Genomic DNA, 25,462 nt, shown 5'->3' with positions numbered 1-25,462 from the left:
GATCCCCATGAACGGCAATCGATATTATGGCGTCCGCGTCGAGGGCGCGAAATATGGCGTGGGGTTCGGCTCGGCGCTGGCGATCGCGATCTCCTACACCAAGAACCATTCGATCCTGTGGGCGATCATTCACGGTATCCTGGGCTGGCTCTACGTGATCTACGCCGCGCTGTTCGGGTGAAGCGGAACACATGACCGTCATCTCGATTCAGTCACAGGTCGCCTGGGGCCATGTCGGCAACAGCGCCGCCACCTTTCCGATCCAGCTGCACGGCATCGACGTCGTCGCCGTGCCGACCACGCTGCTCAGCAACCGGCCGGGCTATCCGACGATCCGCGGCCGGGTACTCGACGTGCAGCTGGTCGCCGACCTGCTGCGCGGCATCGAGGAGCGCGGCGCGGTCGAGGCCGCGCGGCTGATCCTGTCGGGCTATCTCGGCTCGGCCGACATCGCGATGGACGTCGCCGACTTCGTCGCCCGCGCGAAGGCGGCGAACCCGGCCCTGCTCTATTGCTGCGATCCTGTGCTCGGCGACCGCGACCGCGGCATGTTCGTGCGATCGGACATTCCGCCGCTGGTGCGCGACGAGCTCTGCCCGCTCGCCGACATCATCACGCCCAATCATTTCGAGTTCGAATTCCTCTGCGGCGCGCGCGTGACGACGGTCGATGACATCGTGGCGCAGGCGAGCGCGCTGATGGCGCGGGGACCCGCGACCGTCGTCATCACCAGCGCCGAACTGGCCGGCACGCCGCAGAGCGAGATCGAGACGCTGGCGATCGAGCGCACTCAATCCGACAGGACTTGTGCCTGGCGCGTGCGCACGCCGCGGGTTCCGATCAGCCCGTCCGGCACCGGAGACCTGTTCGCCGCGCTGTTCGTTGCCGCCCGCGCGCGCGGCCTGGCGACGCCGGATGCGCTCAGCCACGCCGCGTCAGGCATCCACGGCGTGCTGGAGCGCACGGCGCAGAGAGGAACCGAGGAAATGCGCATTGTCGAAAGCGCCGGCGTGATGCTTGATCCGAAGCCGCGCTTCGCGGCGGTCGCCATCGCCGCATCCTGAGATCCGGGACACGTCTTCATGATCAACATCACCACCCTCCTCACCTACGCCGCCGTCGTGCTCGGCCTGTTCCTGATCCCCGGGCCGGCGGTGCTGCTGGTGCTCGCGCGTTCGGTCACCGGCGGCGCGCGCGTCGGCGTCGCGACCGGGTTCGGGATCGCGCTCGGCGATCTCGTCCACACCGCGATGGCGACGTTCGGCCTGTCGGCCGTGCTGATGACTTCGGCGCTGGCGTTCTCGGTCGTGAAATATGCCGGCGTGATCTACCTGATCGTGCTCGGCGTCCGCGCCCTGTTCGAGAAGAACGACGACCTGGATTTGCCGGCGGCGCAGCCGATCGACCCGCGCCGCGCGTTCCGGCAGGCGATCTGGGCGGAAATGCTCAATCCGAAGACCGCGCTGTTCTTCCTCGCCTTCCTGCCGCAGTTCGTGCACCCCGGCCACGGCTCGGCGGTCGCTCAGTTCGCGACCCTCGGCCTGATCTTCGTCGTGATGAGCGCGGTCTACACCTCGCTGCTGGCGCTCGCCGCCGGCCAGATCAGCCCGTGGATCCGGCGGCATCGCCGCATCGGGCAGTGGCAGGGCCGCGTGGTCGGCACGATCTACATCGCGCTCGGCGTCCGCCTCGCCTTCCAGGAGCGCTGATGTCCCCGCTCAAGCCGCAAGCCACGTATGACGACTTCGCCCGCCTCGATATCCGGATCGGCAAGGTCGTCGAGGTGCAGCCGTTTCCGCGCGCCCGCAATCCGTCTTACAAGGTCGGCATCGATGTCGGCGCCGGGCGGATCATGTGGTCGAGCGCAAAGATCACGAACTACGAGCCGGTGGCGCTGGTCGGCTCACTGGTCGTGTGCATCTGCAATCTCGGGCCGAAGAACATCGCGGGTTTCACCTCGGAACTGCTGATCCTGGGCGCCAAGGACGCCGGCGGCCAGGTGATCGTGCTCGGTCCACGCAGCGAGGTTGCGCTCGGCGAGCCGATCTTCTGAGGCCGCCTCGATCACGGCCGCGTGATTCAAATCGTCTGGATTCCCCGTAGTTTACCGATGGGGGATCACCCGGATTCTCAGTGCCCGCGCGCGCTGCTATTTCAGCGCACGAGAATCGCTTCGGCATGGGAATCGGAAGATGTCTGCAGTTTTCTTTCACTGCTCCGACGACAAGCACGTCATCCTGGATCGCACCGGCGCCGCGATGGATCTGGCGGAGGCGCGTGTATATGCGGAGCAGCTGGCGCGCAGCTATGTTATGACACCGAGCGTGGAAGACTGGCGCAACTGGGCGGTCCACGTCACCGACGACATCGGAACCGAGATCTTCGAGCTGCCGTTCACCGCCATCCTCGGCGAGCTGCACTGAGGGCACCCCATGAATGCGATGGAACTTGCCCTGCGGCCGTTGCGGCGCCACCTCGCCCACCTCGTCGCGCGCTGCGTCGCGCTGATCGATGGCGTCATCAATCCCTATCGCCCCGAACTGTACTACATGCGCGGACCAGGTCCGAAATGCCGCGCCCGGCGGCAAGCCGCACTGCGCGACTAGCTCCGCGGCATCCACAACGAGAAAAGGCCGGCGGGCGTTACGCCACCGGCCTTCTCCTGCAGCTGCCGGTTCCCGGAGTCCGGTTCCGCTGCGATTCCCTAGGTCTTGAGCTTGCGACGACTGTTTTAATCAAATCTTAACGGCATGGCGGTGAGCTAAATCCTAGGACTCCTTCGTCGTGCGGCGTGGCTTGTTCGTTCATCGTGCTTGATGCGCTGCACATCGTTTTTGCGCCGATCGCACGCCGATTGTGCGCCACGCATCTTAGGGAATGCTCGACTCAGTGTTACCCTGTGATGCAAACCGAAACGGAGACTTCGGAATGCCGTACTACACCTTCGATCTCGTGGTGGGGGACGAGTTCCGTAATCAAGGAACCATCATCCTCGAAGACATCAGCCTCGCCTCCGACCGCGCCGACCAGCTCGCCAACGAGCTGTCGCAGGTCAAGCCGGAGCTGAAGGCGCGCGGCTGCGCGGTGCGCGTCACCGACATCGACCGGCGCGAGCTCTACCGCACGCCGCTCGATCCCGTGCCGCGGTGGCGCAGGGCGGGCTAGCGTCTGTCGGTTAGATCTGCGGCGATCGCGCTCGCGCGATCCCAGTGTCCTGTTGCGCGACGGCGGGGACGTCTGCTCTGCCCGCCGTCAGCTTTGATGCGGTCCGCGCATCATCTTCAGCGCGTCCTCGATATGGCGCCAGTCGCGCGCGTCGTCGGTCTCGCCCTTGCTCTCGCAGGCCACGGCGTTCTGCGCGGCCTGGGCGATCGCCTCGGGGCCGTGCTTCAGCAGCATCTGCCGCGCGATGGTGTGGATCTGCATCTCGGCTAACATGGCGCTCTCCTCGGCTGTCGACTGCTGACATCAGAAACCACTGAGCGCCGCGTCTGGTTCCAGCAGCGCGCCGTGAGCGGCACAATGAGCGGTTCCCACGCGGCGCGGCGGCGGTTACAGAAAGAGCCATGGCGCAGAACATCTATGACGATCCCGGCTTCTTCGCCGGCTACAGCCAGCTGCCGCGGCAGGTCCGCGGACTGCTCGGCGCGCCCGAATGGGCGGCGATCCGCGCCATGCTGCCCGATGTCGCGGGCAAGCGCGTGGTCGATCTCGGCTGCGGCTTCGGCTGGATGTCGCGCTGGATGCGCGAGCAAGGCGCATCCGACGTGCTCGGCATCGACCTCTCGCAGAACATGATCGCCCGCGCCGCGGCCATGACGCAGGACGCGGCGATCACCTACGAGATCGCCGACCTCGAAACGCTGGAGCTGCCGAAGTCGACCTTCGATCTCGCCTACTCTGCCCTCACCTTCCATTACATCAGGGACTTCGATCGCCTGGCGCGCATGCTGTATCGTGCGCTGGTCCCGGAGGGGCATCTGGTCTTCACCATCGAGCACCCGGTCTACATGGCGGCCGCCCATCCGGACTTGGGGGCAGGACGAAGACGGCCGCAAGACCTGGCCGGTCAACCGCTACTTCATCGAAGGCGAACGCCGGACGGACTGGTATGTGAAGGGCGTGCTGAAATATCACCGCACCATCGGCACCACGCTCAACGCGTTGATCGGCGCCGGCTTCACGCTTCGCCACGTCGAGGAATTTTCCCCGACACGTGAGCAGATCAAGGCGATGCCCGAACTGGCCGACGAGCTCGAACGCCCGATGATGCTGCTGGTGTCAGCGCAGCGCTAGGCCGCGAGCAGCTTGTCGAACTCCTCGGGCGGGTATGATTTCCCGTCCTTGTCGGTGATCACCACCTGCCATCCCTCGCTCGCCCAGACCCTGGCCTTGGCGATGATGATGAAGGTGCTCTCGCGCTCGATCCTGACCGTTTCGTTCTCGCGTTCTGCGATCATCTTGTAGGTCAACGCTTGTCCCTCGCCGACTTGGTCCATCCGGCGGTTTGTTGGCAGCGGCTTTGGGCCGGATTTCGCTGGGACTGTGACAATTTGGTGGAAGCGCCGGCGCAGGATACGGCAGCGCGCAATTTGCGGTCGCGCCTAGGCGAGCTTTCCCATCAAGGTCGGCATATCCAGCGCCAATGAGTTGACGTTGACGCTGCGCGCGAACCGCATCTGCGGTCCCTCGAAGGTGCAGGTCACGGTGTCGCGAAACGCCGATTCCACGAAGGTCCAGGTCATCACGAAGGTGCGGAGGTCGCGCCAGGTGCCGCTCGCGACCACGCGCATCACGTCCGGCTGGTACTCGTGATGCAGCTTGTTGCCGGTCATCGTCGTGTTGCCCTCGCGCGGCGCATCGAGGCCGACCTCGATCCGGTGCGTGCCTCTGCCGTCCTCGAGCGTGAAGGTGCAGGTCTTGTCGGCGAAGCTGAGATTGATCGATTTGATCGCGTCGGCATTGTCAGGCATGTGCCAGGTCTTGCCGGAAATCTGCGCTGCGACCGGCGACGAGGCCGGCACCAGCACCGGCAGCAATTGCAGGGCCGCGGTCCGCGCCTTCAGCTTGTCGGCGTCGGCATCGTTGTTCGCCGCGGCACCGGCGAACATCGCCGGGAAATGACGGAATACCAGCTTGTTGAAACCGCTGCGTTGCGGAATGCCGGCAGTGATCGCCAGCACCGCATTGTGCCTGGGAAACACGAAGCTGAGCTGGTCGAACAGGCCGTCGGCATAGAACGTCTCAGGGCCAATCCACCATTGATAGCCATAGGTGTCCTTGACGTGCGGCTGCTGCACCGCCGCGACCCAGTCGGCGGGCAGCACCTGCATGCCGTCCCATAGGCCGTTCTGCGCATGCAGGATGCCGAGCTTGAGGCAATCGACCGTCCTCCAGCTCAGGCCATTGGCACCCGGCGAAATGCCCTCCGGCCCGACCGGCCATTCATAGCCTGAAATTCCAAGAGGATCGAAAACCCGCGGCTTCAGATAATCGGCCACGGTTTCGCCGGTCGTCTTCGTGACGATCGCTGACAGCAGATAGGTCGCGGCCGAGGTGTAGACCCATTTGGTGCCGGGCTGGTAGACGACCGGGATCTTGAAGAACTCCGCGACCCAACTGGTCTTGATCGGCCGCCACGCCGAGCCGGAGGTCATCGACGCGTGACCGGTGCGCATGGTCAGGAGATCTTCGACCGTCATCGCCGCGAGCTTGTCATCGACGACGGGCGGCAGCTTGTCCTTGAAGAACGAGACCGCCTTGTCCTGCAGGCCGAAGCGCTTGTCGGCGATCGCAAGCCCGACGGCGCAGGCGGTGACGCTCTTGGTCAGCGAATGCATCATGTGGTTGCGATCGGCGCGGTACGGCGACCACCAGCCCTCCGCGACCACCTTGCCGTTGCACCAGAGCATGAAGCTATGCAGCTCGTAGCCCTGACGATCGACCTCGTCGAGGAAATCCAGGATCGCCGATGGCGCGATGCCCTGCTCGTCCGGCCGGCCGCGCGACAGTCCGTCGGCAAACGCGGCCTCTGCCCGCGCCTCCGTCATGCCGAGCCGCCCATCAGGCGCCAGCATGACGGCGGCGCCGCCCAGCAACAGCTGCAATGCCCCGCGCCGTGACGGCCGACCCAATGCGAAGCCGTCAGTTTCTTGATTGTTGCTTGGCATGGCCGCCCTCAAAAAGCAGAACGGAGGTTATGGCGACGGCTCGCGCTGTCAACGCATGCGGCGCGCATGGCCGCCACAAGAAAAACCCCGCCCTGGAGGGACACCAGGGCGGGGAAGGTTCATTGGGTAGAAATCCACGCGCCTGGAAATGGAGAGCGCGGGGAAGTAGCGGCAACAATTCTATTTGCCGCCGTCGTTCGGACAACAGGATTAAAGCGCGCGCAACGCCGGGACTTTTTCCCGATCGAGCTGGCAAAAATCCCGAACCTGGCCTGTGCTGCGCGGTTCACTGCACGACGTCGAGCCTGACATTCGTGATGCCCTTGCCGATCATGCCGAGCGATTGCGCCGCAGAATGCGAGACGTCGACGATGCGCCCGGGAACGTAGGGTCCGCGGTCATTGACTCGCACCGTGACCGAACGGCCGCTCTTGACGTCGGTGACGCGCAGCCTGGTGCCGAACGGCAATGTCGGATGCGCGGCGGTCAGTTCGCGCCCGTCGAACTTCTCGCCGCTCGCGGTCGGCTGCTCCTCGCTGTAGAAGCTCGCAACGCCATGCGAGGCGATCTTGCTGTCGCCGGTCCTGCGCGAGGCATAAGGCGTATGCTTGCGTGCCGTGGCGATGCGCGTGCGCGTGCGCGTGACAGATGCAGCCCGTGTCGGCTCGATCGATGCCGGCCGGCTCGCGAGCGCCTGCGAGCGCTGGCTGACAACGGAGGACTGCGCACACGCCGCGAGCGACGCCGCGCCGATCATCACGGCAAGCAGCTGGAGCGGCTTTCGGGCATGCGCAAACGGGATCGGGGCCGCAGCACCATGCGCGCTGCGTTTGACGCCGACGTACGAGATGACTGCATCGTCGCGTGACATTGTTGCACCCCCAACTTGCGCCCCCAGCCCAAGCCGAAAATCCAACGCCCTATCAGCCGAATCCAATCGGGGCGGAACGGTGGCGGAGTGCGGTCAGGCGTGTCGCGCGCGACACGATTTCCCCTCGGCTGTGGTGGATGCGCCACACAACCCAGGGAGCTTTCATCCGGAATGCAGTAGGGGGCGCTGCGCGAGAGGCTGCGGACGCTCGTGCCCTTCGTCCCCGGGCTTGGGTTCCCGAAACTCCCCAACCTCTCCACCCTCTCGCCTTGCTTTGGTCAAACCGGACTGGAGTCGTGGGGACCGGGTCAGGGGTCAATACAGAGCGTAAATTTGCCGGCCGCCCATTTGCGGTTGACCTTGGAATGAAACGGGGACCGCCATGCAATCGACACTGAAAGACGCAGATCCGCACGATATTTTCGCGATCGAACCCAGCTTCGCTCCGGCACGTCCGGACAACGCCGCTGCGCCTGCCGGAAGGGCAGCGCCGGGGCAGCGCGAGCCCTATTTCGGCCCGAGCCTCGCGCCTTCGTCCGCGCCACCGGCCGCGGCCGTCGCCTCGGTGCCGCCGGTCACGCCAATGTCAGTGGCGCCGGAGCCGCCGGCCGAGCCGGCCTATAGCGCGCCAAGCCATAACGGCCGACTTGACGACATCAGATTGGACCGCGCGCCGCGCCCCACCAGCAAATGGGCGATCCGCGCCTTCTGGTTCTGCTTCGCGATCGCCGGCGCCATGGGCACCGCTGCGTGGCAGCACTACGGCGATCGCGCCAAGCAGATCGCCGCCGAGTGGGCGCCCCAGATCGCTGCACTGACTTCCCTGATCCCGGGCAAGTCCGTGTCCGCGTCCGACCAGGCGAACGCGCCGGCCGTGCAAGCGGCGGCCACCGATAAGCCGGCAGCTGAGGCCGCACCCGCCACTCCGCCACAGGACGTCGCCACGGCCGCACCCGCCACAGCCACCCCGGCGCCCGCACCTGCGGCGGCGCCCGCTGCCGCAGAGGCGCCGGTTGCGCCTGCTACCGCGGCGGCACCAGCCGCAGCGACACCCGACCAGACGCAGTTGCTGCAATCGATGGCGCGCGATCTCACGTCGATGGGACAACAGATCGAGCAGCTCAAGACCAGCATCGATCAGCTCAAGGCCAGCCAGGATCAGTTGGCACAGCGCGTCGCGAAGACGACCGAGACCAAGGCCGTCGAGCCGCGGCCGGTCGCTCCGCCGCGTCCGCGCGCCGCGGTCACGCCACAGGCGGCGCCGCATGCCGCCGTTGCACCGCCGCCGGTGCGCCGGCCGGCGCAGGCCTACATCCCGCCTCCGCCGCCCACAGCAGCAGCGCCGCTGCCGGCACCCGCCGCCGCCCCGCAGGCGGTTGCGGCACCGCGGCCGGTGCAGCAGCAGTCCTCGGTTGTCGACGCGGACGATGGCGGCCCGGTGGTTCGGCCGCCGATGCCGCTGCGCTGAAGCCTGACTGACCGGTAAAAAAGCGTGCGGCCGATCGCGATGACGCGATCGGCCGCAATACGCTTCGTATTCGAATTACGCGCTCTGTCCGGGCGGCAACACAACCACGGTCGCACCCGGCTTGACCCGCTGATAGAGGTCGATCACGTCGCCATTGGTCATGCGAATGCAGCCCGACGAGATCGCCTGCCCGATATATTCGGGCTGGTTGGTGCCATGGATGCGATACAGCGTGTCCTTGTTGCCCTGGTAGAGGTAGATGCCGCGGGCACCGAGCGGATTGGCCGGTCCGCCGGCGACACGCTTCGGATACGGCCCGAGCCGCTCCTGGATATCCTGGGTCGGAACCCAATCCGGCCATTCGGCCAGGCGGCCGACGGTGGCGACGCCGGAGAAGGCCATCGCCTCCTCGCCGACGGCGACGCCGTAACGGATCGCCTTGCCGCCGGGCAGCACGTAATAGAGGTAGCGCGCGTCGGTATCGACCAGGATCGAGCCCGGCTGCTCCCGACGGGTGTACTCGACAATGTGCCGCTGGAACTGCTGCGGGATCTTGGCATCCGCATAGGGCGGATGCGCCAGCAATTGCCGATCGCGCGACGTCATCGCGACATCCGTCGCCGGCGACAGCGTCGCCTGCATGCAACCGCCAAGCGCAAGCGATCCCACCAGCACCGCGGCAAGCCCCAACTTTGACACGATCATTCTCCCCTGCGTCAACTTGTGCCACATGCTGCCGAAATCGTGCTTAAATCGTGGCAGCGCAGGTTGGAACACGTCTGTTTGATCGGTTCTTTCCGCGAGTGTGTCCTGCCGGTTGCACTCGGTTCCCTTGGACGCTAGCCTCACAAAAAATGTCCAAAACCTCCGGAGGAAATTCATGCGTTACGCTCTGCTGATCGGCGGCCTGATTGTCGCAGCAACCCCTGCCCATGCCGATCCGCGCGCGGCCTATGTCACGATGGTGCTGCAGGCCTTTGCCGCCAAGGTCGAGTGCCCCGGCACCGATCTGGTCTATCAGGACCTCGTGCAGCGGGCGCAGGACATGCATCTGCCCGACGGCACCACCGAGAAGGTGCGCAAGGCGATCGCCTTCATGCATACCGGCGGCAAGATGGGCGAGAAGCAGGCCGACGACCTGATGACGGAAGTCGCGATCGCGACCCAGACCACCGACCTCGATCAGCGCCGCGCCGGCAGCATGACGACCTGGTGCCAGGACCAGAAGACGCGCCTTGCGGGTTACATCAGGACGAAGGAATAGAAAGCGTTTCGAGCGAAGCCTGTCCCGCACTTGATGCGGGATGGGCACCGGCTCGCGTGAAGAAAACGCGTCAGACGAAAATCCTCAATCGAGCTCCGGCGGCGCGAACCAGTTGGTCAGCGACAGGCCGCCGTCGACCACGATCGACGCCCCGGTAACGTAACCGGAGAGCTTGTGCGAGAGCACGGCAAGCGCCATCGGCGCGAGATCGTCCGCCTGGCCAAGCCGTCCGAGCGGAATGTGCTTTGCCAGCGCGGGATCGGCGACGAAGCCGCCGGCCGCGATCGCGCCGGGCACCAGCGCATTGACGCGGATTCCATAGCGGCCCCAGCTCTTGGCAAGCTCCTTCACCAGCATCGCCATGCCGGCCTTCGTGGTCGAGTAGTGCGGCAGGTTGCGCGGCGTGCCGGCATGCAGCGAGGTGAGCAGCAGGAACGAGCCCGGCGTCTTCGATGCGATCAGCCTGCGCGCCAGTTCGCGCGACAAATGAAAGCCGGCATCGAGATTGACCGCATGCATCTGCCGCCAGGTCTCGTCACCGACGGCCATCGCATGATCGGCTTCGCGACGCGGCGGCGAAGCGCTGTGAACGAAATGGGTCACCTGCCCGACTGTGGCTTGCGCATGCGCCAGCAGCGCGTCGCACGCCGCGCGCTGCGCGAGATCGCCGGCCCACGCGACCGCGAGCTCGGGACGCGGCGCGGCCTTGATCGCCGCCAGAACCTTGTCCTCATGCAGATCGGCAAACACCGTCCGCACACCTTCGCCGACCAGGGCCTGCGCAATGGCGCGGCCGATGCCGTTGCCCGCGCCGGTCACCAGGGCTGTCTCGCGCGCGGGATCGAACGGCGATGTGAAGAGGCTCATGATCGCGAAACTCCCGGGATTGGCAGACCTGCGCTCAGTATGGCGGCGCCTTGCGCGCCCGCTGTGCCTTGGCGGCTTCGATCCACCAGGAAAAGTCGTCGGCAAAACGCGGAAAGGCGCGTTCGAGCGACTTGCCGGCCTCGCCGATCGGCTTGCCCTCGGCCGACAGCGTCTGCGCGATCGGTCCCGCGCTGATCGTGCTCGATACCACCACCATGCCCATCTCGGACAGCGTGCCGTGCCAGGCGGTCGCGGCGCGGACGCCGGCGAACCGCCCGGCCGAATAGCTTGCGATCGCCGCGGGACGCCAGAACCATTCCTCGAGGAAATGGTCGGTCAGGTTCTTCAGCCCGGGCTGGATACCCCAATTGTATTCGCCGGTGACGAACAGGAAGCCGTCGGCGTCGCGGATTTTTCCGGCGAGCGTTTCGAGCACGGCCGGTGCCTGCCCCTTGGGATGTTCCTTGTACATCCGGTCGAGCATCGGCAGGCCGACCTCCTTGGCATCGATCAACTCGACATCGTTGCCGCGGGCACGAAGGCCGTCGACGACGAAATGTGCCAGCCGGATGCCCATGCGATCCGAGCGATAGGAGCCGTAGAAAACGAGAATGCGGTGGGTCATGACAAGCCGATCCTAGCACGGTGCGGCAGCAGCGTCCTGCGGTGCGGCGCGCGGCGAGCCGCGCGCGCACAAGCGTTAACCGGCCTTCCGGCTCGCTTCGCCGGCATTAAGCAATTCGTCGCAGGCCCCTCGCCATGGCCAAAAATCGCCAGATTTCTTTTCTGGATATGTTTTCGCTTCGAGAAGGAGAACCCGACATGCGGATCGCAAAGCTGGTGTTCGCAGGCTCGCTGGCAGCCATCGCTGCTGTTGCCACGCCTGCGCTGGGCAAGAGCACCGAGCGGCAGAAGGCCGACGAAAAATCCACCACCACCACGTCGTCCGGCTGCCAGGCCTATCAGCAGGCCGCCGATGGCACCTGGAACCAGCTCCCCTGCGGCGAAGCGGGCTCGAACGGCGCCACCCAACATCGCCCCGCGGCCAAGGGCGCTGACGACGACGAGCACTGATGTGTCACGCCCTGCCGCCACGCGCGGCCGGGCGACGTGGCGCCTTCGACTTTCGGACCAACAGCCGGGACCGCTGCGGCGGCTCCCGCATCATAAACCCAAGCTTAATGCACGCCCGCTACGGTTGAGGCCTCCCCTCTCTCGTCAAGAATGGCGCGCATCCCATGAAAATCGGTACTCTCCTGACGGCCGCGATCGTCTCATTGTCCGCGGTCGGCGGCGGACTGGCGGCCTATGTCGCGGTGACCAAGTACCAGACCATGGACAAGGTCTCGACCGCGCTGAGCCGGCTCGAAATCGTCCGCGCCGTCGGCGACATCCCGCGCTACATGAACTCCGAGCGCGGCATGTCCACCAACCTCTTGTTCGGCACCGGCGCGATCGACCAGAAGCAGATCGCCGATCTCGACAGGCTGCGCAAGCTGACCGACGGCGCGCTCGCCAAGGTCAATCAGGTCCGCGCCACGCTGCCCGGCTCGCTCGACGACGGCGAAGCGGTTGCGAGCGCGATTGATGCGCTGAAGGCCAAGTTCGCCGCGCTCCGCGACGCCATCGAGAAGGCGATCGCAGGTCCCCTCGACGCCCGCCGCCCGGCGGCAACCAAGATCGTCGCCGACAACTCCGTCTTCAACGCCGGCGTCACCGTGCTGCTCGACGAGCAGGTGCGCCGCCTCGCCGGCCTTGACGGCAACGCCTGCCGCCAGGCCAGCTACGCCAATGTGGCCTGGACGCTGCGCGACACCGGCGGCCTCAATGCCAGCCTGCACAAGGCGCTGGTCGGCGCCAAGCGCGTCGCGACCGAACAGGAAAAGCTGGAGCTGTTCCGCAGCACCGGCCGCACCGAGCAGATCCTCTCGACGCTGCAGGAGTTGCGCAACAATCCGGTGACATCAGCCAATGTCCTGACGGCGCTGGGCAAGATGCAGGCCGACTATGTCGAGCGTTTCGGCAAGGCCCTGAAGCTCGCCAAGGAAGGCGCGATCTCCGGCAAGTATGAGCAGGACGTCGAGACCTACTATGCCGAATCCCAGATCGGCCTCGCCTCCATCATCACCGTGCGCGACGCATTCTACGAGAATGCCGAGCAAGGCCTTGCGAGCGCCTATTCGTCGGCGCGCTTCAGCTTCGTGGTGGCGCTGATCGGGCTGCTCGCGGTCGTTGCCGTCAGCGCCGGCCTGATCGTCATGGTCCGCCGCCGCATCCTCAACCCGATCGCCGCCCTCACCGGCCGGATGTCGCGCCTTGCCGCGGGTGAAGTCGCCGAGCCGATCCCGGGCGCCGCGCGCAAGGACGAGATCGGCGCGATGGCCGCCGCCGTGCAGGTGTTCAAGGACAACAAGATCGAAGCCGATCGCCTCGCTGCCGAGAAGGAAGCCGAGAACGATGTCAAGATGCGCCGCGCCCGCGTGCTCGACGACCTGACCCGCACCTTCGAAGCCAAGGTCACCGAGCTGGTCGGCGGATTGTCCGCGGCATCCTCGGTGATGGAGGAGACGGCGCAATCGATGTCGGACACCGCCGCCGCCACCAACCGCCAGGCCGCCGTCGTGGCCGCGGCATCCGATCAGACCTCGACCAACGTGCAGACGGTGGCGAGCGCCACCGAGGAGCTGACCTCCTCGATTTCGGAGATCGCCCGTCAGGTCGCGACCTCGACCGAGATCGCCGCGCGGGCGGTCGACCATGCCCGGCGCACCGGCGACACCGCGCGCTCGCTGGCCGAGGGCGCGCAGAAGATCGGCGACGTCGTGACGCTGATCCAGAGCATCGCGGCACAGACCAACCTGCTCGCGCTCAACGCCACCATCGAGGCGGCCCGCGCCGGCGAGGCCGGCCGCGGCTTCGCCGTGGTCGCCTCCGAGGTGAAGTCGCTGGCCGGCCAGACCGCGAAGGCAACCACGGAGATCTCCGAGCAAATCACCGCGATCCAGACCGCGAGCGACGAGACCGTGACGGCGATCCGGAACGTCATCGACGTCATCACCGAGATCGACCAGATCGGCACCGCGATCGCCGCCGCGATCGAGGAACAGGGCTCGGCGACCAAGGAGATCTCGCGCAGCGTTCAGGAAGCCGCGCGCGGCACGCAGGAGGTCAATTCCAACATCTCCGGCGTGCAGCGCGCCGCCGACGACACCGGCGGCGCCGCGAACCAGGTGCTGGGCGCGGCCGAACAGCTCTCGACGCAGTCCAAGGACCTCGCCGGCCAGGTCAACCGCTTCCTGTCCGACGTGCGGGCGGCCTGACGTGATGGCGGGGCACGGCCCCGCCTGTGACGGCTGACGAACCGTCTAGCCGCCGCGCAACCCGAGCACGCGGCGGGCAATCGCCTGGCGATGCACCTCGCTCGGGCCTTCGTACACCCGCATCAGGCGCGCCTTCTGCCACAGCGCGTTGAGCGGCAATTCCAGCGTCACGCCGAGCGCGCCGAGCGTCTGCATGGCGTGGTCGCAGGCGTCATAGGCCATCTCGGTCGCGAACACCTTGATCATCGAGGCCTCGTGGCGGATGTCCTCGCCGCGGTCGGTCTTGTCGGCAGCCTCGCGCACCATCAGCCGGCACGCATGCATGCGCGTGGAGATATCGGCGATCCACCACTGGAGCGCCTGGCGCTCGGCAAGCTTGACGCCGAACGTCTCGCGCTGCTTGGCGTGCTCGCACATCATGTCGAGCGCACGCTTGGTGATGCCGACGCAGGTCGACCCCATCTCGAGCCGCCGCGTGCGCAGCCGCAGCTGCATCGGCGCGTAGCCCTTGCCGACTTCACCCAGCACGGACTCCTTCGGGATGCGGCAGTCCTCGAACACGATCTCGTAGGTCGAGCCGCCGCCGACCATCGGGATCTCGCGCTCGATGATGAAGCCCGCCGTGCCCTTCTCAACGATGAAGGAGGTGATGCCGCCCTGGCGCTGATCGTTGCCGACCCGCGCCATCACGATGATGAAGTCGGCGGCGCGTGCGTTGCTGATCCAGATCTTGCGGCCGTTGAGCACCCACTCGTCGCCTTCGAGCACCGCGCGCGTCTTCATGCCCGCGGGATCGCCGCCGGCGCCGGGCTCGGAGATCGCGATCGCCGATGCCATCCGGCCCTCGATATAGGGCTGCAGATATTTCTTCTTCTGCGCTTCGGTACCGACCGCCTGCAGCATGCGCAGGTTCGGCGAGTCCGGCGGCAGCACGAACGGCACGCAGCTGCGGCCGAGTTCTTCGTGCACCGCAGCCATCGTGCGCGTCGGCAGGTCGTGGCCACCAAGATCCTCGGGCGCATCGAGGCCCCACAGGCCGAGCTCCTTCGAGACGTCGCGCAGCCGCTTGCGCTGTTCCGACGTGAGCTCGGGGTGATCGCTGCCGGGCAGCTTCGATTTCAGATAGTGCGGCTCGAGCGGGATCAGTTCGCGATCGACGAATCTCGCGACGGTCTCGCGGATCATGGCTGTCTGTTCATCATCGCTCATCTGAGATTCCTCGCCTGCGCTGTTGGGTTTCAGAAAACCAGTAGCGCATTTTTTATCGGCGGGAATAGCGGAAACGCGCAGCCGCGCTCACGCTCGCGCGATGGTTTCACGGCGCGGAATTCAATATCCCGCGGCGTGGTCGGTGCGTACGCAAATACGCCAAACACGTCGGCCATCGAGCAGCCGATCGCGCCGCACAAGGTTGTTTGTCCCTGAGCAAGCGATCGATGCGGCGCTAATCGGCGAAGCCGACGTAGCGGACAAAATCGTCGTTGGCCTCGCGGTCGGAGCGCACCGCATTGGCGGCAAAGCTGTCGTCGGGATAGCCCATCGCGACGCAGGTCATGATCACCTCGTCTTCCGGGATGTCGGCGACCTCGCGCACGATGTCGGAACGCATGATGCCCTGGCCGTTGATCACGCTGCCAAGGCCGCGATCCCAGGCCGCCAGCACGATGCCGTAGCAGAGCGCGCCGAGATCGAAATGGCAGACCGCGCCGGGATCGAGGATCTGGTCGTAAGTCAGGACCAGCGACACCGGAGCATCGAACTGACGGAAGCCACGCAGCACCCAATCCTGCCGCATCGGCTTGTCGTCGCGGGCGATCCCCATCGCGCCGAACAGCTTCTTGGCGATGTCGACCTGGCGGCCGCGGTGCACGCCCTGGTACTCGCCGTGGCTGACGATGTCGCGCTTCACCTTGGCGCCGGCGACCATCTCGTCCATGTTGCGGCGGCGCACTTCCTCCAGCGGCGCCCCGGTCAGGACGTGGACATGCCAGGGCTGGGTGTTCATCGAGGACGGCGCGCGCTTGGCCACCTCGATGATCTCCTCGACGGTCGCCCGCGACACCGGCTGCTTCTTGAACCCGCGCACGCTTTTGCGTGACTGTACCAGCGTCTCGAATTCCATTCCGCGCTTCCCCGATTTTGTTCCGCGCTGCACGCGGAGTTTCCTTGACCTGATCGGGGTATTTTATCGACAAAATCGGCCATGGGAACTTGATCGGGCCAAGAATCCCGTATCCAATCCGGCCACTGGTTTGGTTTAGGGAGAACCCAGATGAAGCGGATTTTCTTGGCGGCCGTGATCGCGACCTTTGCCGCCGGTTCGGCATTTGCACAGGACGCCTCCTGCGAGACGAAGGCGGTCGGCAAGGACGGCAAGCCGCTGGCCGGCGCGGCCAAGACCTCGTTCATGAAGAAGTGCACCACCGATGCCTGCGCGAGCAAGGCGGTCGGCTCCGACGGCAAGAAGCTCGCCGGCGCGGCCAAAACCTCGTTCATGAAAAAGTGCCAGAGCGGCGCCTGAGCCCCTCGCCGACGCCTTTTCACCCCTCATCGGGAACGGACTTCAATCGGGACAAACCATCGGGTCGCGCAGGGCGCGGCCCGAACGGCTATTGGCCGGTGGATCGCCCCTGACGGCGGGCGCCCTCAGAACGAAACGCCGACCCGCACGCCCCTGCGCCAGACCCGCCGGCAACGCTTCCTGGTGTTGCCGTGAAACATTTCGAAACGTTCGGGCAGATCGACCGGCTTCGAAAATTCCAGGCAGGCCCCGCCGGCGGAATAGTCCACCAGCCGGCACTCGATCAGCGGCGCCTTCGGTTCAAGCTGGAGCTTGACCACACTGGATACGCATCCGCTCGGACGAACACGCGCAAATCTCCGGGGATGCATCAGGCCGCCTCTGGTGAAATCGTACCCACAGGCTCGTCGGCGGTCGTTAAGATTCCGTTCAGATCGATGGTTACGAACCGTGTCTGCGGGACGGATCGGCGTGGGTGACGCCCGGACGGCGCGAGGCGGCCAGCGTCTCCGACGGCGCTTCCCCGAACTGCGACCGATAGCTGCGCGAAAAATCGCTCAGGTGCCAAAATCCGTAGGCCAGCGCGCACGTCTTGACGCTCGGCGCACCGGCAAGCAGTTGTTGGCGCACCAGCCAGAGCCGGCGCAACCGCAAATAGCGATGCAGGCTGATGCCCCGGTAGCGCTGGATGGCATCATGCAGCGTGCGCACCGACACGCCGATCTGCCTGGCGAGTTCGCCGCTGTAGATCGGGTGCGCCACGTCGCCTGCCAGAATTGCGCGCGCGTCGTTGAAGACCTTGAACTGGCGCGTCGTGTTGGCCCGCGTCGTCCACTTGGCCGGCACGATCTCGGCGAAGGCGTTGTCGATCGCCGCAAGCAGCGCCTCCTTGATCGACTCGCCGCTGGCGAACGGGGCAACGTCGGTCGGCTGCGAGGTCACGAGCAGGATGTGCCTTACCACTTCACGCAGCCGATCCTGCGCGCGTTGAGAAATTTCGTGAATGCTGAAATGAAGACCCGCCTGCGGCCAGCCGCGGTCGACCATCTCCGGCGTAAACATCACCGAGGCATATTGCCGGGGCGTCTCCTCCACCGACGAGTAGAACGCGCCGCCGCCACCGAGCACAATGACCGCGCGGTCGCGCTCGACGCCGTTGAAGCGGATCGGGACCCCGTCATCCATCGTGAAGCCGACCGCGGTGGTCTGCGGCGCAAGCTGCGCATCGACGATCCGCGGAAAGGACTGCGTGTAGTTGAGCTCGCATCCCGGCAAACTCAGGATGACCTGCTCGGCCGAAATCTTCCGCGCAAGTGGCGTGAAATCAACATCCAGATTTCGGATCGAACTCCGGAATGCATCAACATCATCAAAACGAAAGACTCTCGGCACCGGTAATGGCGCCGTCAAATGACCGCTCCTGAGAAATGCTCTTGAAAAATTGCGCGCGACGCGGCGCCTTGCGCGCCGGCCTTATCAATAACTTCCATGCACAAAATGCGAATCGTCCAATAGGTTCAATCAGGAAAAATGCGGTCCGTTCGTCGAACCGGACAATCCGGCAATGTAACGCGGCTGCCGAATTTCGATAGTCTTTAGCGGGATATCCACCGCCGAGATCGATCCTCCCCATCAATTTCTATACCCCTATTAAAGATTCGAGGAGCAGATTGGCACTGGGAACGATGATGTTCCTCGTCGCGGACCATTTTAGAGACCGCAATGACAGTCATTGCCTCGCCCGATCTTATTGCCAAGCTCGACCATGTCTTGAGAGCCGGTTCCCCCGACCTCCACACGCTCATGCTGCAGGAGGTGGCCGGGATGTTTCTCGACGACGCTCACCGCCTCAGCGCGCACCACGTCGAGATGTTCGACGGCATCCTGGTCCGCCTGACCGACAGCGTCGAACTGCGGACCCTGACCACGCTCAGCCGCTCGCTTGCCGATTTGCGCCTGGTGCCGCGGGAACTCGCGCGCCGTCTGGCCAACCATGACGACGCCGATGTCGCCGCTCCGATCCTGCGCTGCGAATGCCTCCCCGATGCCGACCTGATCGACATCGCCTGGATGCGGGCCGAGGGACATCTCTGCGCGATTGCGGGACGCAAGGCCGTCAATGCGGAGCTCACGGACATTCTCTTGCTGCGAGGCGACTGCAGCGTGCTTCGAGTCCTCGCGCGCAATCCCGGCGCTGATCTGACCAGCGCGGGCCTCGCCATGATGGTCGATGCCGCCGAGCGCGACGACGACATCGCCGACGGATTGATCTCGCGCAAGGACCTGCCTCGCCGCGTTCTTGCCGACCTCGTGATGCGGTCCACGCCGCGCCGGCAGGCCCGGCTGCTCAAGCTTGCGCGGCCCGATCTTCAGGACACGATCCGCGCCGCCATCGACGCAAGCGCCGCCCGCGCCTCCGCAATCCCACCAGCCACAATCGACGATGCGGAGGCGCGGGCCACGGTGACGACGCAGCGCTCTCGGGCGGGAAGCGCTCTCAGGTCGTGTGAGTGATGCAATGACATATGGTGACCGCAGGGCGGAACGCGTCAGGCTCGAGACGCGCTATCCCGTCAATCTCATGGGTGTCGACGGCACGTGGCGGCGAAGTTGCATCCTGCTCGACGTCTCGCAGAGCGGGGCCCCGGCTCGAGGTCGACGGAACGCTCGATGTGCTGAAGGCCCAGGAGTTCTTCCTGGTGTTGTCCTCGCGCGGATTGGCCTTCCGCCGCTGCGAGTTGGTTCGCGTCGACGGCGCCGAGATCGGCGTGCGGTTCATCGAAGAGCGAAGGCGAAAGGGACGTCCCGTCATTCCGAAATAGGCATTGCCGAAATGAGGATTGGCGGCGTCAGACCTGAAGGAAAGCTGACGACATGAGCGTGAGCGTGCAGAGAGCGACCAACATCGCGGTATCGACCGCCTCCGCCGCGCCATTGCGCGGGACCATCGGGATCGACTGCGCCGGCACCGTCGCGACGTTTGCGATCGACGAGGAAATGGCGCATCGCCTGTGCGCCGATCTGGAACGGTTCCTGACCCAGGCTCAGCACAAGACCCGCGCAGCACGCTGACCTTGACCAGCCGACGACCGCGCCGCGCCTACTCCCGCCTGAAGCGATAGTCGAAGCGATCGCCGTCCGCCTTGATCAGGCCGACCGTCGGGGCCGGAAAATGGATCGGCAGGATCAACGTATCGGTCCCGGCAACCGAGGCAAAGAACTTCCGCCGCGATAGTGCCGACTGCTTCGGGTCCCAGTCGGGCTTGGCCGACCAATCCGGCTCGCGGCACTGGATCGCATGGTGCATCAGGTCGCCCGCGACCACCGCGCGCTGGCCCTTCGAGAAGATGTTGACGCAGCAATGGCAGGGCGAATGGCCCGGGGTCGGCGTCAACGTCACGGTGTCGTCGAGCGCATAGTCGTCGTCGACCAGCAGCGCCTGCCCGGCCTCGACGATCGGCAGGCAATTGTCGCGGAACACCGTGCCGGGCGGATTGGCTCCCTTGGCGTTCTCGGCCTCCCAGGCCGCATACTCGCCTTTGTGGAAGACGTATTTCGCGTTCGGGAAGGTCGGCACCCAGCGCCCGTCGCGCAGCGTCGTATTCCAGCCGGTGTGGTCGATATGCAGATGCGTGCAGAACACATAATCGATCTGCTCATAGGAGATGCCGAGCGCAAACAGCTCGTTGCGCCAGCGCTCCTTGCCCGGGAAGTCGAACGGCGGCGGGTGCCCCTTGTCCTCGCCGGTGCAGGTGTCGACCAGGATGGTGTAGCGCGGCGTCCGCACCACGAAGGTCTGATAGGTGATCACCATCATGCCGCGCGCGGCGTCGAAGACCTCCGGCTCCATCGTCTTCAGATGATGCTTGAACACTTCGTCGTTGTAGGTCGGGAAGAAATCCTGCGGCCGCCGCCACGGTCCTTCGCGCTCGATCACCGCGTCGATCGTGATGTCGCCGATCCTGATTTGCTTCATGGTTGTTTCGCTCCCGGTTTTTTGTAAAGCGTAGCGGGCGGTGCCTAACCCCACAAGCCGAGCGCCGCGCAGCACGCCATGCGGCTTTGCATTGCTGGCGGGAAACAGCCATGCCGCAATTCATCCGAAATCCTGCTCATGCTGCGGGAATGACCCATCGCGCCATTCCGATCGTCCTCCTGATGCTTACGACATTGCCGACAGCGGCGGCGGCCGAGCCCGACACCGTTTTCTTTCCGAGCGCCGACGGCAAGACCGAGATCGTCGGCTACCTGTTCAGGCCGCAAACGCCGGGCCCGCACCCCGCCATCGTGCTGCTGCACGGGCGCGGCGGGCCCTATTCGATCAACGTCAACAAGGACTGCACGCTGGTGTCGCGGACCAATCCGTCGGCGGCCTGCAACGCCGGCAGCCTGTCGAAGCGCCACGCGATGTGGGGACAGTATTGGGCCGACCACGGCTATGTCGCGCTGCTGCCGGACAGTTTTGGCCCGCGCGGCAAGGCGCACGGCTTCAGCCGCTTCACGCATGACGATCCCGATCGGACCGACGTCAATGAAAAGACCGTGCGGCCGCTCGATGCCGAGGGCGCGCTGAGCTGGCTGCGCAGCCAGAAGGAGATCAGCGATAATCGCATCTTCCTGCAGGGATGGTCGAACGGCGGCAGCACGGCGCTGAACGTCATGCAGCGGCAGGGCGCGGCGACGTCGGGCTATCGCGCCGCGCTCGTGTTCTATCCGGGCTGCGGGCCGGCCGCGCTGCTGGCGCAGACAATCAAGTCCGGCGCACCGATCACGATGCTGCTCGGCACGGACGATGAGGAAGTATCGCCCGACCGGTGCCAGGACGTCGCCGGCCGCTCCGTTGCGGCCGGCAGCAAGATCGACGTGGTGGTCTATCCGGGCGCCACCCACGATTTCGACGATCCCGGCCGCCGCCGTCAGTCGAATCCCGCCAACAGCGCGGCGCTCCAGGACGCGATGGTGCGGGCGATTGCCGCAATCGACGGCTTGAAGGATTAGGCCGCCGCAAATCGACCCAAAACGCCCCCTAGGCGGAGCGACGATCCAGCAAGGAACCGAGTCGCTTGGGCAGGAAACTGAAATACGCGGCAGCGGCGATCGTTGCCGTCGCCGCCGCAATCTACCTCAACAACACCAGCCTTCTCGCAACGCATGCCGGCGGCAAGCCGGTGCTGCTCGCCCATCGCGGCATGGCGCAGCGCTTCGACGAGCACGACCTCAAAAACGACACCTGCACCGCGGCGCGCATGCTGCCGCCAACCCATGACTATCTCGAGAACACGATCCGCTCGATGCGGGCGAGCTTCGATCGCGGCGCCGATATCGTCGAGCTCGACGTCCATCCGACGACCGACGGTGAGTTCGCGGTGTTTCACGACTGGACCGTCGATTGCCGCACCGACGGCCAGGGCGTCACCCGCGAGCAGCCGATGGCGCGGCTGAAGATGCTCGATATCGGCTATGGCTACACCGCCGATGGCGGCAAGACCTTTCCGTTCCGCGGCAAGGGCATCGGCCTGATACCGTCGCTGGACGAGGTGCTGAGGACCTTTCCGGATCGCCGGCTCCTGATCAACGTCAAGAGCCGCGACCCCGCCGAGGGCGAGAAGCTCGCAACGGTCTTGAACCGGCTACCCGCCGAACGGCGCAAGCTGATCATGGTCTATGGCGGCGACGAGCCGATCGAGACGATCCGGCGGCTTTCGCCGGAGACCCGGACCATTTCGCGCGCGGCGCTCAAGAGCTGCCTTGTCCGCTATATCGGCTATGGCTGGACCGGCATCGTGCCCGATGCCTGCCGCAACGCCATCGTGCTGGTGCCGATCAACTACGCGCCCTGGCTCTGGGGATGGCCGGACCGCTTCCTCAACCGCATGGCCGCGGCCAACAGCGCGGTCTTCGTGCTCGGGCCTTATCAGGGCGGCGAATTCTCGACCGGGGTCGACGATGCCGATCTGTTCCGGCGCCTGCCCGAAAGCTATTCCGGCGGCATCTGGACCAACGAGATCGAGACCATCGCCCGCCTCACCGGGCGTTAGATCCGCCTCCTCCTGTCATCTCTCCGTCATAGAAATTGTGCGACTGAAGCGGCTCGTCGCATCGAGGACAACGCTATGAACGCACCGAGCCTGACCCGCCCCAAGATTGCCGAAACTGTCATCGAGCCGACGGTCAAGCTGCGCGAGGTCAAGGTCGGACGTTGTTGCGAAGTGCTCGGCGACACCGCGATCGAATATACCGAGCTTGGCGACTACTCCTATCTCGGCAGCGGCTGCATCGTCGCCGACGCCGTGATCGGCCGCTTCTGCGCGATCGCGGCGCAGGTTCGGATCGGCGCGCCCAATCATCCGCTCGAGCGCCCCTCCCAGCATCGCTTCACCTACTGCCCGGAATACTACACGGCCTCCGCCGAGCGCGATCATGGCTTCTTCAGGAACCGACGCGCGGATCGCGTCGTGATCGGAAACGACGTCTGGATCGGCCACGGCGTGATCGTGCTGCCCGGCGTCACCGTGGGAGACGGCGCGGTGCTGGCGGCCGGCGCGGTGGTCTCGCGCGATGTCGCGCCCTACACCATCGTCGGCGGCGTGCCGGCCCGGCCGATCAAGGAGCGGTTCAACCGCAAGATCGCCGCCGAGCTATCGCAGATCGCCTGGTGGAACTGGCCGGCTGAGACCATCTGGGAGCGCCTGCCGGAATTCCAGTCCGGCGATGTTGAGGCATTTTGCGCGCGGTGGCGAGCTTGAGCTAGCTCCGCAGTCCCGGCGCTTCCTGGCCGGTACGCGCGACATACTCAGTGTAGCCGCCGCCATATTGGTGGATGCCGTCAGGCGTCAGCTCCAGCACGCGGTTGGACAGCGCGGCGAGGAAGTGCCGGTCGTGCGACACGAACAGCATCGTGCCTTCGAACTCGGCGAGTGCGTTGATCAGCATCTCCTTGGTGGCGAGATCGAGATGGTTGGTCGGCTCGTCCAGCACCAGGAAGTTCGGCGGATCGAACAGCATCTTGGCCATCACCAGCCGCGCCTTCTCGCCGCCCGAGAGCACCCGGCACTTCTTCTCGACGTCGTCACCGGAGAAACCGAAGCAGCCGGCGAGCGCGCGAAGGCTGCCCTGCCCGGCCTGCGGAAACGCGTCCTCCAGCGACTGGAACACGGTGCGCTCGCCGTCGAGCAGGTCCATCGCATGCTGGGCGAAATAGCCCATCTTGACGCTGCCGCCGACCGCGACCGCGCCGTCGTCGGGCTCGGTTGAACCGGCGACTAGCTTCAGTAGCGTCGACTTGCCGGCACCGTTGATGCCCATCACGCACCAGCGCTCCTTGCGGCGGATCATGAAGTCGAGCCCGTCATAGATGCGCTTGCTGCCATAGGCCTTGTGGACGTTCTTCAGGCTGACGACGTCTTCGCCGGAGCGCGGCGCCGGCTGGAATTCGAACGCCACCGTCTGCCGCCGCCGCGGCGGCTCGACCCGCTCGATCTTGTCGAGCTTCTTGACCCGGCTCTGCACCTGGGCTGCGTGCGAGGCGCGCGCCTTGAAGCGCTCGATGAACTTGATCTCCTTGGCGAGCATCGCCTGCTGCCGCTCGAACTGCGCCTGCTGCTGCTTGTCGGAGAGCGCGCGCTGCTGTTCGTAGAACTCGTAATTGCCGGAATAGGTGGTGAGCTGGCCGGCGTCGATCTCGACCACCTTGTTGATGATCCGGTTGATGAACTCGCGGTCATGCGAGGTCATCAGCAGCGCGCCCTCATACCCCTTCAGGAACTGTTCGAGCCAGATCAGGCTTTCGAGATCGAGATGGTTGCTCGGCTCGTCGAGCAGCATGACGTCCGGACGCATCAAGAGGATGCGCGCCAGTGCTACCCGCATCTTCCAGCCGCCGGAGAGCTTGCCGACGTCGCCGTCCATCATCTCCTGGCTGAAGCCGAGCCCCGCCAGCGCCTCGCGCGCGCGGCCGTCGAGCGCGTAGCCGTCGAGTTCCTCGAATTGATGCTGCACCTCGCCATAGCGCGCGATGATGTCGTCTATCTCGTCGGCCTTGTCGGGGTCAGCCATCGCGGCCTCGAGTTCCCTGAGCTCGGCCGCGACCACGCTGACGGGCCCTGCCCCATCCATCACCTCGGCGACCGCGCTGCGGCCGGACATCTCACCGACGTCCTGGCTGAAATAGCCGATCGAGATGCCGCGATCGAGCGAGACCTGACCCTCGTCCGGGATTTCCCGGCCCGAAATCATCCGGAACAGCGTGGTCTTGCCGGCGCCGTTCGGCCCGACGAGGCCGATCTTCTCGCCCTTCTGGAGCGCCGCGGAGGCTTCGATGAAGAGGATCTGGTGGCCGACTTGCTTGGAGACGTTATCGAGGCGGATCATGCTCTAATACTGGGGAACTGAGGGTTTGCGGCCTCTTATTCGATCTGGGACGTGGGTGGAAGCCCATTCCGCAGGTTCGTGCCGCGTTTCGTGCATGCCACGATCGTTGCCGATCGCATATGACATGAAGCGGTTCGATGATCGGTTTTGGGGCATCTTATGCAAGTCTGGTTTCTCTATCTCCTCGCGCTTGGCGCCGGCATCTGCGTCGCCGTTCAGCAGGTCCTGAACGGCAATCTCAGGTCCGCCCTCAACTCGCCGGCCTGGGCCGGGCTTGTCAGCTATCTTGGCGGGCTCGTGACGATGGCGGTCGTGCTCGTCGCGACGCGCGAGCCGGTGCCCTCCTGGAAGCTGGTGACTGCTGTGCCGTGGTGGGCTTGGAGCGGCGGCGTCCTCGGCGGCATCTTTATCCTGCTGATGATCCTGCTGCTGCCGCCACTCGGCGCCGCGACCCTGCTGGCACTGGTGGTTGCAGGTCAAATGCTCGCGGGCATCGCGATGGACCATTTTGGCCTGTTCGGGCTGGCGCAGCACCCGGTGTCGGTTTCACGGCTGGCCGGCATCGCGCTGATCATCGGCGGCGTGCTTCTGATCAAGGATTGACGGACCTC

33 protein-coding genes and 2 pseudogenes are annotated in these 25,462 nt (G+C 65.5%); 20 read left to right on the top strand and 15 right to left on the bottom strand.

Translation table 11 applies throughout. The annotated features are described in order from the left end of the window. Window positions 1-7: 7 nt before the first annotated feature. The 7 genes from ACE10X_RS20280 to ACE10X_RS20250 all read left to right on the top strand — a co-directional run bounded on the left by ACE10X_RS20280 (window position 8) and on the right by ACE10X_RS20250 (window position 3,165). Window positions 8-181 (top strand): hypothetical protein, encoded by a 174-nt coding sequence (locus ACE10X_RS20280; RefSeq protein WP_016840760.1) that lies wholly within the window; start codon window positions 8-10, stop codon window positions 179-181. A gap of 10 nt (window positions 182-191) precedes the next feature. After that, entirely contained in the window at window positions 192-1,064 is an 873-nt protein-coding gene (pdxY, locus tag ACE10X_RS20275; protein WP_063709662.1) for a pyridoxal kinase PdxY, read from the top strand. 18 nt (window positions 1,065-1,082) lie between these two features. Next, complete coding sequence (locus ACE10X_RS20270) at window positions 1,083-1,709, top strand: LysE family translocator (RefSeq protein ID WP_038383786.1); 627 nt, start codon at window positions 1,083-1,085, stop codon at window positions 1,707-1,709. Next, complete coding sequence (locus tag ACE10X_RS20265) at window positions 1,709-2,053, top strand: tRNA-binding protein (protein ID WP_375764488.1); 345 nt, start codon at window positions 1,709-1,711, stop codon at window positions 2,051-2,053. The genes ACE10X_RS20270 and ACE10X_RS20265 overlap by 1 nt, the downstream gene beginning before the upstream one ends. Before the next feature lie 139 nt (window positions 2,054-2,192). Further along, a complete protein-coding gene (locus ACE10X_RS20260; RefSeq protein WP_038383784.1) occupies window positions 2,193-2,423 on the top strand; it encodes a DUF6894 family protein in 231 nt (76 codons plus the stop codon). Window positions 2,424-2,432: 9 nt separating this feature from the next. After that, window positions 2,433-2,606 (top strand): hypothetical protein, encoded by a 174-nt coding sequence (locus tag ACE10X_RS20255; RefSeq protein ID WP_375764487.1) that lies wholly within the window; start codon window positions 2,433-2,435, stop codon window positions 2,604-2,606. A 322-nt stretch (window positions 2,607-2,928) separates the two neighbouring features. Beyond that, window positions 2,929-3,165 (top strand): hypothetical protein, encoded by a 237-nt coding sequence (locus tag ACE10X_RS20250; RefSeq protein WP_016840755.1) that lies wholly within the window; start codon window positions 2,929-2,931, stop codon window positions 3,163-3,165. An 87-nt stretch (window positions 3,166-3,252) separates the two neighbouring features. Here the strand turns inward: ACE10X_RS20250 and ACE10X_RS20245 are convergent, their stop codons facing one another. Next, a complete protein-coding gene (locus ACE10X_RS20245; RefSeq protein WP_016840754.1) occupies window positions 3,253-3,438 on the bottom strand; it encodes a hypothetical protein in 186 nt (61 codons plus the stop codon). Between the two features lie 128 nt (window positions 3,439-3,566). On the opposite strand from ACE10X_RS20245, the pseudogene ACE10X_RS20240 reads away from it, so the two are divergent. Continuing rightward, window positions 3,567-4,296: pseudogene (locus ACE10X_RS20240) on the top strand (class I SAM-dependent methyltransferase). On the opposite strand, the gene ACE10X_RS20235 reads toward ACE10X_RS20240, so the two are convergent. From ACE10X_RS20235 to ACE10X_RS20225, 3 genes are all read right to left on the bottom strand, one after another. Further along, window positions 4,293-4,499 (bottom strand): hypothetical protein, encoded by a 207-nt coding sequence (locus ACE10X_RS20235; RefSeq protein WP_038383782.1) that lies wholly within the window; start codon window positions 4,497-4,499, stop codon window positions 4,293-4,295. The pseudogene ACE10X_RS20240 and the gene ACE10X_RS20235 sit on opposite strands and share 4 nt — an antisense overlap. Window positions 4,500-4,604: 105 nt before the next feature. Continuing rightward, on the bottom strand, window positions 4,605-6,170 hold the full coding sequence (locus tag ACE10X_RS20230) for a serine hydrolase domain-containing protein (RefSeq protein ID WP_375764486.1): 1,566 nt from the start codon (window positions 6,168-6,170) through the stop codon (window positions 4,605-4,607). A 286-nt stretch (window positions 6,171-6,456) separates the two neighbouring features. After that, entirely contained in the window at window positions 6,457-7,041 is a 585-nt protein-coding gene (locus ACE10X_RS20225; protein WP_375764485.1) for a septal ring lytic transglycosylase RlpA family protein, read from the bottom strand. A 382-nt stretch (window positions 7,042-7,423) separates the two neighbouring features. Between ACE10X_RS20225 and ACE10X_RS20220 the strand changes: the two genes are divergently transcribed. After that, a complete protein-coding gene (locus ACE10X_RS20220) occupies window positions 7,424-8,509 on the top strand; it encodes a hypothetical protein (protein WP_375764484.1) in 1,086 nt (361 codons plus the stop codon). Window positions 8,510-8,584: 75 nt separating this feature from the next. Here ACE10X_RS20220 and ACE10X_RS20215 read toward each other — a convergent pair whose 3' ends face one another. Next, window positions 8,585-9,214, bottom strand: a complete 630-nt coding sequence (locus ACE10X_RS20215) for a L,D-transpeptidase (RefSeq protein WP_016843930.1) — start codon at window positions 9,212-9,214, stop codon at window positions 8,585-8,587. A gap of 175 nt (window positions 9,215-9,389) precedes the next feature. Here ACE10X_RS20215 and ACE10X_RS20210 point away from each other — a divergent pair, with 175 nt between their 5' ends. After that, window positions 9,390-9,773 (top strand): hypothetical protein, encoded by a 384-nt coding sequence (locus ACE10X_RS20210; protein ID WP_016843931.1) that lies wholly within the window; start codon window positions 9,390-9,392, stop codon window positions 9,771-9,773. A gap of 84 nt (window positions 9,774-9,857) precedes the next feature. On the opposite strand, the gene ACE10X_RS20205 is transcribed toward ACE10X_RS20210, so the two are convergent. Next, window positions 9,858-10,640, bottom strand: a complete 783-nt coding sequence (locus tag ACE10X_RS20205) for an SDR family NAD(P)-dependent oxidoreductase (RefSeq protein ID WP_038383780.1) — start codon at window positions 10,638-10,640, stop codon at window positions 9,858-9,860. A 34-nt stretch (window positions 10,641-10,674) separates the two neighbouring features. Then, on the bottom strand, window positions 10,675-11,265 hold the full coding sequence (locus ACE10X_RS20200) for an NADPH-dependent FMN reductase (RefSeq protein ID WP_038383779.1): 591 nt from the start codon (window positions 11,263-11,265) through the stop codon (window positions 10,675-10,677). Between the two features lie 134 nt (window positions 11,266-11,399). Here ACE10X_RS20200 and ACE10X_RS20195 point away from each other — a divergent pair, with 134 nt between their 5' ends. Beyond that, complete coding sequence (locus ACE10X_RS20195) at window positions 11,400-11,714, top strand: hypothetical protein (protein ID WP_244435747.1); 315 nt, start codon at window positions 11,400-11,402, stop codon at window positions 11,712-11,714. Window positions 11,715-11,878: 164 nt separating this feature from the next. After that, on the top strand, window positions 11,879-13,960 hold the full coding sequence (locus ACE10X_RS20190; protein WP_375764483.1) for a methyl-accepting chemotaxis protein: 2,082 nt from the start codon (window positions 11,879-11,881) through the stop codon (window positions 13,958-13,960). A gap of 45 nt (window positions 13,961-14,005) precedes the next feature. Here the strand turns inward: ACE10X_RS20190 and ACE10X_RS20185 are convergent, their stop codons facing one another. Genes ACE10X_RS20185 through ACE10X_RS20175 form a run of 3 tightly spaced genes read right to left on the bottom strand, consistent with a single transcriptional unit; the run spans window position 14,006 to window position 16,082 of the window. After that, on the bottom strand, window positions 14,006-15,169 hold the full coding sequence (locus ACE10X_RS20185; protein ID WP_038383776.1) for an acyl-CoA dehydrogenase family protein: 1,164 nt from the start codon (window positions 15,167-15,169) through the stop codon (window positions 14,006-14,008). A gap of 29 nt (window positions 15,170-15,198) precedes the next feature. Beyond that, window positions 15,199-15,369: a hypothetical protein gene (locus ACE10X_RS20180; protein ID WP_157787913.1), complete on the bottom strand. Its 171-nt coding sequence runs from the start codon at window positions 15,367-15,369 to the stop codon at window positions 15,199-15,201. A gap of 35 nt (window positions 15,370-15,404) precedes the next feature. Continuing rightward, window positions 15,405-16,082, bottom strand: a complete 678-nt coding sequence (locus ACE10X_RS20175) for a nitroreductase (RefSeq protein WP_304555565.1) — start codon at window positions 16,080-16,082, stop codon at window positions 15,405-15,407. 150 nt (window positions 16,083-16,232) lie between these two features. Between ACE10X_RS20175 and ACE10X_RS20170 the strand changes: the two genes are divergently transcribed. Continuing rightward, on the top strand, window positions 16,233-16,481 hold the full coding sequence (locus ACE10X_RS20170) for a hypothetical protein (protein WP_028344869.1): 249 nt from the start codon (window positions 16,233-16,235) through the stop codon (window positions 16,479-16,481). 125 nt (window positions 16,482-16,606) lie between these two features. On the opposite strand, the gene ACE10X_RS20165 is transcribed toward ACE10X_RS20170, so the two are convergent. The 3 genes from ACE10X_RS20165 to ACE10X_RS20155 all read right to left on the bottom strand — a co-directional run bounded on the left by ACE10X_RS20165 (window position 16,607) and on the right by ACE10X_RS20155 (window position 18,114). Then, entirely contained in the window at window positions 16,607-16,852 is a 246-nt protein-coding gene (locus ACE10X_RS20165; protein ID WP_028344868.1) for a PilZ domain-containing protein, read from the bottom strand. 70 nt (window positions 16,853-16,922) lie between these two features. After that, on the bottom strand, window positions 16,923-17,756 hold the full coding sequence (locus ACE10X_RS20160; RefSeq protein ID WP_338132065.1) for a helix-turn-helix domain-containing protein: 834 nt from the start codon (window positions 17,754-17,756) through the stop codon (window positions 16,923-16,925). Between the two features lie 94 nt (window positions 17,757-17,850). Beyond that, window positions 17,851-18,114, bottom strand: a complete 264-nt coding sequence (locus ACE10X_RS20155; protein WP_162136640.1) for a hypothetical protein — start codon at window positions 18,112-18,114, stop codon at window positions 17,851-17,853. Window positions 18,115-18,203: 89 nt separating this feature from the next. Between ACE10X_RS20155 and ACE10X_RS20150 the strand changes: the two genes are divergently transcribed. From ACE10X_RS20150 to ACE10X_RS20140, 3 genes and pseudogenes are all read left to right on the top strand, one after another. Then, window positions 18,204-18,995 (top strand): DUF2336 domain-containing protein, encoded by a 792-nt coding sequence (locus ACE10X_RS20150; protein WP_038383770.1) that lies wholly within the window; start codon window positions 18,204-18,206, stop codon window positions 18,993-18,995. A gap of 4 nt (window positions 18,996-18,999) precedes the next feature. Further along, window positions 19,000-19,303 (top strand): annotated as a pseudogene (locus ACE10X_RS20145) (PilZ domain-containing protein). Window positions 19,304-19,355: 52 nt separating this feature from the next. Continuing rightward, on the top strand, window positions 19,356-19,553 hold the full coding sequence (locus ACE10X_RS20140; protein WP_375764482.1) for a hypothetical protein: 198 nt from the start codon (window positions 19,356-19,358) through the stop codon (window positions 19,551-19,553). Between the two features lie 28 nt (window positions 19,554-19,581). On the opposite strand, the gene ACE10X_RS20135 is transcribed toward ACE10X_RS20140, so the two are convergent. Continuing rightward, window positions 19,582-20,457: an MBL fold metallo-hydrolase gene (locus tag ACE10X_RS20135; protein ID WP_038383768.1), complete on the bottom strand. Its 876-nt coding sequence runs from the start codon at window positions 20,455-20,457 to the stop codon at window positions 19,582-19,584. 110 nt (window positions 20,458-20,567) lie between these two features. On the opposite strand from ACE10X_RS20135, the gene ACE10X_RS20130 reads away from it, so the two are divergent. From ACE10X_RS20130 to ACE10X_RS20120, 3 genes are all read left to right on the top strand, one after another. Then, window positions 20,568-21,479 (top strand): dienelactone hydrolase family protein, encoded by a 912-nt coding sequence (locus tag ACE10X_RS20130; RefSeq protein ID WP_080583294.1) that lies wholly within the window; start codon window positions 20,568-20,570, stop codon window positions 21,477-21,479. Between the two features lie 65 nt (window positions 21,480-21,544). Beyond that, window positions 21,545-22,519, top strand: a complete 975-nt coding sequence (locus ACE10X_RS20125; RefSeq protein WP_304555572.1) for a glycerophosphodiester phosphodiesterase family protein — start codon at window positions 21,545-21,547, stop codon at window positions 22,517-22,519. A 75-nt stretch (window positions 22,520-22,594) separates the two neighbouring features. Beyond that, a complete protein-coding gene (locus tag ACE10X_RS20120; RefSeq protein ID WP_038383763.1) occupies window positions 22,595-23,227 on the top strand; it encodes a DapH/DapD/GlmU-related protein in 633 nt (210 codons plus the stop codon). Window position 23,228: 1 nt separating this feature from the next. Here the strand turns inward: ACE10X_RS20120 and ACE10X_RS20115 are convergent, their stop codons facing one another. Then, complete coding sequence (locus ACE10X_RS20115) at window positions 23,229-24,851, bottom strand: ABC-F family ATP-binding cassette domain-containing protein (protein ID WP_304555575.1); 1,623 nt, start codon at window positions 24,849-24,851, stop codon at window positions 23,229-23,231. Window positions 24,852-25,010: 159 nt separating this feature from the next. Between ACE10X_RS20115 and ACE10X_RS20110 the strand changes: the two genes are divergently transcribed. Then, entirely contained in the window at window positions 25,011-25,454 is a 444-nt protein-coding gene (locus tag ACE10X_RS20110; RefSeq protein ID WP_016843015.1) for a DMT family transporter, read from the top strand. Window positions 25,455-25,462 lie beyond the last annotated feature (8 nt).

This window comes from Bradyrhizobium sp. Pha-3, from assembly GCF_042258325.1.
In the GTDB taxonomy this organism is placed as follows: Bacteria; Pseudomonadota; Alphaproteobacteria; order Rhizobiales; family Xanthobacteraceae; genus Bradyrhizobium; species Bradyrhizobium elkanii.
Note: the sequence above shows the minus strand (reverse complement) of the source record. Positions and strands in the feature narration are given on the sequence as shown.

Excerpts from the sequence above, each read along its gene's own strand:
- ACE10X_RS20280 (WP_016840760.1), top strand. The coding sequence starts at position 8 with ATGAACGGCAATCGATATTATGGCGTCCGCGTCGAGGGCGCGAAATAT.
- pdxY (WP_063709662.1), top strand. The coding sequence starts at position 192 with ATGACCGTCATCTCGATTCAGTCACAGGTCGCCTGGGGCCATGTCGGC.
- ACE10X_RS20270 (WP_038383786.1), top strand. The coding sequence starts at position 1,083 with ATGATCAACATCACCACCCTCCTCACCTACGCCGCCGTCGTGCTCGGC.
- ACE10X_RS20265 (WP_375764488.1), top strand. The coding sequence starts at position 1,709 with ATGTCCCCGCTCAAGCCGCAAGCCACGTATGACGACTTCGCCCGCCTC.
- ACE10X_RS20260 (WP_038383784.1), top strand. The coding sequence starts at position 2,193 with ATGTCTGCAGTTTTCTTTCACTGCTCCGACGACAAGCACGTCATCCTG.
- ACE10X_RS20255 (WP_375764487.1), top strand. The coding sequence starts at position 2,433 with ATGAATGCGATGGAACTTGCCCTGCGGCCGTTGCGGCGCCACCTCGCC.
- ACE10X_RS20250 (WP_016840755.1), top strand. The coding sequence starts at position 2,929 with ATGCCGTACTACACCTTCGATCTCGTGGTGGGGGACGAGTTCCGTAAT.
- ACE10X_RS20245 (WP_016840754.1), bottom strand. The coding sequence starts at position 3,438 with ATGTTAGCCGAGATGCAGATCCACACCATCGCGCGGCAGATGCTGCTG.
- ACE10X_RS20235 (WP_038383782.1), bottom strand. The coding sequence starts at position 4,499 with ATGGACCAAGTCGGCGAGGGACAAGCGTTGACCTACAAGATGATCGCA.
- ACE10X_RS20230 (WP_375764486.1), bottom strand. The coding sequence starts at position 6,170 with ATGCCAAGCAACAATCAAGAAACTGACGGCTTCGCATTGGGTCGGCCG.
- ACE10X_RS20225 (WP_375764485.1), bottom strand. The coding sequence starts at position 7,041 with ATGTCACGCGACGATGCAGTCATCTCGTACGTCGGCGTCAAACGCAGC.
- ACE10X_RS20220 (WP_375764484.1), top strand. The coding sequence starts at position 7,424 with ATGCAATCGACACTGAAAGACGCAGATCCGCACGATATTTTCGCGATC.
- ACE10X_RS20215 (WP_016843930.1), bottom strand. The coding sequence starts at position 9,214 with ATGATCGTGTCAAAGTTGGGGCTTGCCGCGGTGCTGGTGGGATCGCTT.
- ACE10X_RS20210 (WP_016843931.1), top strand. The coding sequence starts at position 9,390 with ATGCGTTACGCTCTGCTGATCGGCGGCCTGATTGTCGCAGCAACCCCT.
- ACE10X_RS20205 (WP_038383780.1), bottom strand. The coding sequence starts at position 10,640 with ATGAGCCTCTTCACATCGCCGTTCGATCCCGCGCGCGAGACAGCCCTG.
- ACE10X_RS20200 (WP_038383779.1), bottom strand. The coding sequence starts at position 11,265 with ATGACCCACCGCATTCTCGTTTTCTACGGCTCCTATCGCTCGGATCGC.
- ACE10X_RS20195 (WP_244435747.1), top strand. The coding sequence starts at position 11,400 with ATGGCCAAAAATCGCCAGATTTCTTTTCTGGATATGTTTTCGCTTCGA.
- ACE10X_RS20190 (WP_375764483.1), top strand. The coding sequence starts at position 11,879 with ATGAAAATCGGTACTCTCCTGACGGCCGCGATCGTCTCATTGTCCGCG.
- ACE10X_RS20185 (WP_038383776.1), bottom strand. The coding sequence starts at position 15,169 with ATGAGCGATGATGAACAGACAGCCATGATCCGCGAGACCGTCGCGAGA.
- ACE10X_RS20175 (WP_304555565.1), bottom strand. The coding sequence starts at position 16,082 with ATGGAATTCGAGACGCTGGTACAGTCACGCAAAAGCGTGCGCGGGTTC.
- ACE10X_RS20170 (WP_028344869.1), top strand. The coding sequence starts at position 16,233 with ATGAAGCGGATTTTCTTGGCGGCCGTGATCGCGACCTTTGCCGCCGGT.
- ACE10X_RS20165 (WP_028344868.1), bottom strand. The coding sequence starts at position 16,852 with ATGCATCCCCGGAGATTTGCGCGTGTTCGTCCGAGCGGATGCGTATCC.
- ACE10X_RS20155 (WP_162136640.1), bottom strand. The coding sequence starts at position 18,114 with ATGGGGAGGATCGATCTCGGCGGTGGATATCCCGCTAAAGACTATCGA.
- ACE10X_RS20150 (WP_038383770.1), top strand. The coding sequence starts at position 18,204 with ATGACAGTCATTGCCTCGCCCGATCTTATTGCCAAGCTCGACCATGTC.
- ACE10X_RS20140 (WP_375764482.1), top strand. The coding sequence starts at position 19,356 with ATGAGCGTGAGCGTGCAGAGAGCGACCAACATCGCGGTATCGACCGCC.
- ACE10X_RS20135 (WP_038383768.1), bottom strand. The coding sequence starts at position 20,457 with ATGAAGCAAATCAGGATCGGCGACATCACGATCGACGCGGTGATCGAG.
- ACE10X_RS20130 (WP_080583294.1), top strand. The coding sequence starts at position 20,568 with ATGCCGCAATTCATCCGAAATCCTGCTCATGCTGCGGGAATGACCCAT.
- ACE10X_RS20120 (WP_038383763.1), top strand. The coding sequence starts at position 22,595 with ATGAACGCACCGAGCCTGACCCGCCCCAAGATTGCCGAAACTGTCATC.
- ACE10X_RS20115 (WP_304555575.1), bottom strand. The coding sequence starts at position 24,851 with ATGATCCGCCTCGATAACGTCTCCAAGCAAGTCGGCCACCAGATCCTC.
- ACE10X_RS20110 (WP_016843015.1), top strand. The coding sequence starts at position 25,011 with ATGCAAGTCTGGTTTCTCTATCTCCTCGCGCTTGGCGCCGGCATCTGC.